Annotated in this window: 5 protein-coding genes and 1 pseudogene; 4 read left to right on the plus strand and 2 right to left on the minus strand. The window is 60.0% G+C overall.

The window, feature by feature from the left end:
- Window positions 1-232: pseudogene (locus tag JOY90_RS07830) on the minus strand (nucleoside kinase); the annotation flags it as partial.
- Between the two features lie 357 nt (window positions 233-589).
- On the opposite strand from JOY90_RS07830, the gene JOY90_RS07835 reads away from it, so the two are divergent.
- Together JOY90_RS07835 and JOY90_RS07840 are read left to right on the plus strand one after the other, a co-directional pair.
- A complete protein-coding gene (locus tag JOY90_RS07835; RefSeq protein ID WP_291690574.1) occupies window positions 590-871 on the plus strand; it encodes a type II toxin-antitoxin system RelE/ParE family toxin in 282 nt (93 codons plus the stop codon).
- A 14-nt stretch (window positions 872-885) separates the two neighbouring features.
- The gene (locus tag JOY90_RS07840) at window positions 886-1,191 is read left to right on the plus strand and encodes a HigA family addiction module antitoxin (RefSeq protein ID WP_291690575.1); all 306 of its coding nucleotides are present in this window, start codon (window positions 886-888) and stop codon (window positions 1,189-1,191) included.
- A 212-nt stretch (window positions 1,192-1,403) separates the two neighbouring features.
- Here JOY90_RS07840 and JOY90_RS07845 read toward each other — a convergent pair whose 3' ends face one another.
- Entirely contained in the window at window positions 1,404-2,381 is a 978-nt protein-coding gene (locus tag JOY90_RS07845; RefSeq protein ID WP_291690576.1) for a tripartite tricarboxylate transporter substrate binding protein, read from the minus strand.
- 151 nt (window positions 2,382-2,532) lie between these two features.
- Between JOY90_RS07845 and JOY90_RS07850 the strand changes: the two genes are divergently transcribed.
- Together JOY90_RS07850 and JOY90_RS07855 are read left to right on the plus strand one after the other, a co-directional pair.
- A complete protein-coding gene (locus JOY90_RS07850) occupies window positions 2,533-3,474 on the plus strand; it encodes a LysR family transcriptional regulator (protein WP_291690577.1) in 942 nt (313 codons plus the stop codon).
- A 192-nt stretch (window positions 3,475-3,666) separates the two neighbouring features.
- Window positions 3,667-3,918 (plus strand): hypothetical protein, encoded by a 252-nt coding sequence (locus tag JOY90_RS07855; protein WP_291690578.1) that lies wholly within the window; start codon window positions 3,667-3,669, stop codon window positions 3,916-3,918.
- Window positions 3,919-4,172 lie beyond the last annotated feature (254 nt).

A 4,172-nucleotide genomic window follows, 5' to 3' on the forward strand; every position in this document is an offset into this window, starting at 1 on the left:
GGGATTTGACTTTGTCTACGCTCCAAATCCAACGTTCGTGCCCAAATGTGATGTTGTCCGTCACACTCTTGCGGGCAACTCCATCCAATGGTTCACCAGTCTCGGGATCGCCATAATACGCCAACTCCCGGTCACCGTGGACGACGTGGTAACCGCGCCGCTGCAGTTCTTCAGCCACCGTGGTTTTGCCAGCGCCAGAAACGCCTTCGATCAAATAGTTTCTAATGCCCATTTCCGTTCTCGTTGATCCGTTCCTTCGCGTCTATCTAGGAGGCTGATCGAGATTACCGCAATTGAGGGGTAAGCGGACTACCCGCAACATCGGGGATGCGTAGTGCTAGATGGCAGAGCATCGCAGACTTGCCTATTGTAGCGCATCGCGGGCTTCGGCATCATAGGGGAATCGCGAGGGAGTAGTGCCCATCTTCATCGGCCGTGGCGCGCCACTTCGATAATGTTCGCCATGACCCGCGTAAAGGGCCCGTTCCTGCGCTGCTGCTCTACGATCAGCTGTCTCACCCGAGACGGGCCTGTATCATTGGTTGATATACTTATTGACAGACGTATCATGCAATGATACACATTGCGAGTGATCAGAAGCTTCCGGGACAAGACCACCGAGGCCGTCTTCAATGGCGAAAGTCCCAAGGGCTTTCCGGCCGACCTGGTCAAGGTAGCACGCCGGAAACTGCGCTACCTTAACGCCGCGGGCGATCTGGGCGACTTGAGATCGCCTCCTGGCAACCGCCTTGAGGCACTAGCGGGTGATCGCAAGGGGCAACACTCGATCAGAATCAACGACCAGTTCCGGGTGTGCTTTGTTTGGACGGCGCAAGGCCCGGCGGACGTCGAGATTGTGGATTACCATTAGAAGAGGACGCAACAATGGCCAAGAAGCTCAAGCCAATGCATCCCGGGGAGGTTCTGCGGGAGGAGTTCCTGGTTCCGCTGAAAATGTCAGCTGGCGCGCTTGCCAAGGCCTGCGGCTTGCCGCGCACTAGGATCGAACGGATCGCCAGCGAACAGACCGGCATTACTGCCGACACTGCGCTCCGGCTCGCTAAGGCGCTCGGGACAACCGCCCAGCTTTGGCTCAATCTGCAGAACGACTATGACATGCAGATCGCAAAGCGCGAACTCGGCAAGACTCTTGACCGCATCGAGACCGTAAACAAGCCGGAAGCAGCCTGAGCGGCGCAGGGCAATATCGCAAAGCGGCGGAAATTTGCGGAAGGACGCGCGCGGCCGCGCGCTTTCTCATAGCGCTACAGCGAGCGAGTAGTGCCCATCTTCATCGGCCGTGGCGCGCCATTTTGCACTAGAACACGCCACGGCAAACTCAGGCACCTCGTTGCGCGCGATCGTTCGCCGCTTAGGGATTTGGAATATCTGCGCGTTGAGAATTACTCCGCCTTGATGTTGGCGGCGTGAATCACCTTTCCCCACTTCTCGGTCTCCTCGGCGATGAGCTTGCCGAAATCGGCTGGCGAGCCGACAAGCACCGTGCCATCCAGGCCGGCAACCCGAGCCTTGATCTCCGGATCGGCGAGGACAGCATTGATCTCCTTGTTCAGCGTGTCGATGATCTCGGTGGGCGTGTCCTTGGGCGCGCCGAAGCCGAAGATGGAACTCGCCTCATAGCCCGGAACGAACTCGCCCACGGTCGGGATGTCGGGTAGCGCCTCCGAGCGAGTGGCGGTGGTTATTGCCAGAGCGCGCAGCGTGCCGGCTCCCGTGTATGGAATCGACTGAGCAGGGTTGGCGAAAAGGGCTTGCACCTGTCCGCCGAGCAGATCGGTCAGCGCGGGCGCTACGCCGCGATAAGGCACGTGCACCATCTCGACGCCGGCCATCATCTTGAACAGTTCGGCAGTGATGTGCGTGATCCCGCCGACGCCGCCTGAACCGTATGAGAGCTTACCCGGATTCGCTTTGGCATAGGCGATAAACTCTGGAAGCGTCGTGGCCGGAACCGACGGGTGTACCACCAAGACCAGAGCACCGCGCATGAAGCTCGCGACTGGCGCGATGTCGCGGATGAAATTGAAATTGAGCCTCTCGTAGAGTGTCGCATTGATGGCGTTTGGCGAACCAACCAGGAGCAACGTGTAACCGTCGGGCGGCGCGTGCACGACCGTCTCGGTGGCGATGTTGCTGCCGGCGCCCGGCCGGTTCTCAATGACGAATGGATGGCCGAGCCGCTTCGCCAGCCACTGACCGTTCAGGCGCGCGAGGATGTCGTTGGGGCCGCCGCCGGCAAAGCCGACGATCACGCGCACTGGCTGCGACGGATAGGTTGCTGCCCATGCCGCGCGCGAAGCGGCCGGAAGCGCGACTGCACCCGCTGCCATATGGAGGAATTGGCGGCGGAACAGGGTCATGGCATCGTCCTCTCGTCCGAGCTTTCGCGACGCACGCTTTTGGGGCCGCGGGTCAATCTGCCCGCGGTAGAGCGAGGATACGGGATGCGCCTATGCTCGTATAATGCTACGTTTTGATACCGCCATATCACTCTTGCAATGGGTTTGCGCCATGCACTTGAGCGATCGCACCGGCCTGCGGTTGAAGCTGCACGACCTTCATGTCCTGATGACTGTCGTGCAGGCCGGCAGCATGAGCAGGGCGGCCACGCACCTCAACACGACACAACCGGCGGTTTCCAGATCAATCGCGGTCCTGGAACGTGCCGTTGGCGTGCGGCTGCTTGAGCGTAACTCCCACGGCATCGAGCCGACCGCTTACGGTCGCGCCTTGCTCAATGGCGGAGTGGCCGCATTCGATGACCTGCGTCAGGCGGTGAGGAACATCGAGTTTCTCGCCGACCCCACGGCTGGAGAAGTGCGGATCGGGTGTACCCCCTTACTGGCTGCGAGCTTCGTCTCGGCCGTTATTGATCGGCTCTCCCGGCGCAATCCGCGCATGGTGTTTCATCTCGTGACGGGATATGTGGAGACGCTGCACCGTGAACTGGGCGGACGTAACGTCGATCTTTTGATCGCACGGAGATTTGGCCTCACCGCAGAAGAACGACTGGGCTTCGAATTTCTCTTTGATGACTCGTCTGTCGTCGCGGCGGGTGCGCAAAGTCCGTGGGCTCGGCGGCGCAGGATCGATTTTGCCGAACTATTGAAAGAATCGTGGGTGCTCCCGCCGGCCGGAAGCGAGATTGCGTCGATCGCAATGGAAGCCTTTCGCGCCAACGGCGTCGATTATCCTCGTACCACAGTGGTCACCGATTCTCCCCACGCGCGGATGAGTCTGCTGGCGACCGGGCGCTTTGTCACAATTCTTCCGGCTTCCGTATTGAAATTTCCCGCCATACACGCGGAGATCAAGGCCCTGCCCGTTCACCTGCCAAGGGCCCGCGTGCCAAACGGGATCATCACCCTGAAGACCCGCACACTCAGCCCCGTCGCGCAGCTTTTCATCGACTGCGCCCGCGAAGTCGCAAAGACTCCGGAAAAGCGAAAATGAATTGCGCCGGGTCGGGTATTGGCCCCTCGTCTGTCCGGGAGGCTGCCTGGGATGGCCGTTTTTGAGCGGTAACCGGCCCACTCCTCAATAGAGTGGATCCAAGAGGCGTGGTGCTCGATCGCAGAGCATCGCAGACCTGCCAATTTGAGCGCATGGCGGGCCGCGGCATCATAGCGCCACGACGAAACAATAGTGCCCATCTTCATCGGCGGCACCATCCGAGGCGGCCACAAAGCGATGGACTATCATGACCTGCCGGCGTTCATGCAGAAGCTTGCCGCCATGCCCTCACAAAGCGCGCGAGCGCTCGAACTCACGATCCTGACGCTTTCGCGAACAGCCGAAATGCAGAACATGCGCTGGTCGCAACTCCTACCCAGAATGGAAGCCTGGCAGCAGCCAAAGCGATCGACGATGATACTTCTCACGAAGCATCATCTGTGAGATTTCTGACAAGGGCAGCGCCTTGCCGGCCTGTGACGATCGGATGCGGACGGCCACCGTAAACGCAGCGATCGAAAATCACACCCTTGTCTCATCCCATGCAAGTGACAGAGCCCGGGACCGCCACGACGCCGCTCATGTCGTGATCCAACATAGCGGGCAAAATACCAGAGATTGCCTTGCACACGGCTGCCGTCGATCTCTTCGATCGTCTCCGCGAGGGTCTTGGGCTTGTTCGGACCAGCTCTCCCTCA

The sequence above is a fragment of the Bradyrhizobium sp. genome, assembly GCF_019242285.1.
Classification (GTDB): domain Bacteria; phylum Pseudomonadota; class Alphaproteobacteria; order Rhizobiales; family Xanthobacteraceae; genus Bradyrhizobium.

Excerpts from the sequence above, each read along its gene's own strand:
- JOY90_RS07840 (WP_291690575.1), top strand. The coding sequence starts at position 886 with ATGGCCAAGAAGCTCAAGCCAATGCATCCCGGGGAGGTTCTGCGGGAG.
- JOY90_RS07850 (WP_291690577.1), top strand. The coding sequence starts at position 2,533 with ATGCACTTGAGCGATCGCACCGGCCTGCGGTTGAAGCTGCACGACCTT.
- JOY90_RS07845 (WP_291690576.1), bottom strand. The coding sequence starts at position 2,381 with ATGACCCTGTTCCGCCGCCAATTCCTCCATATGGCAGCGGGTGCAGTC.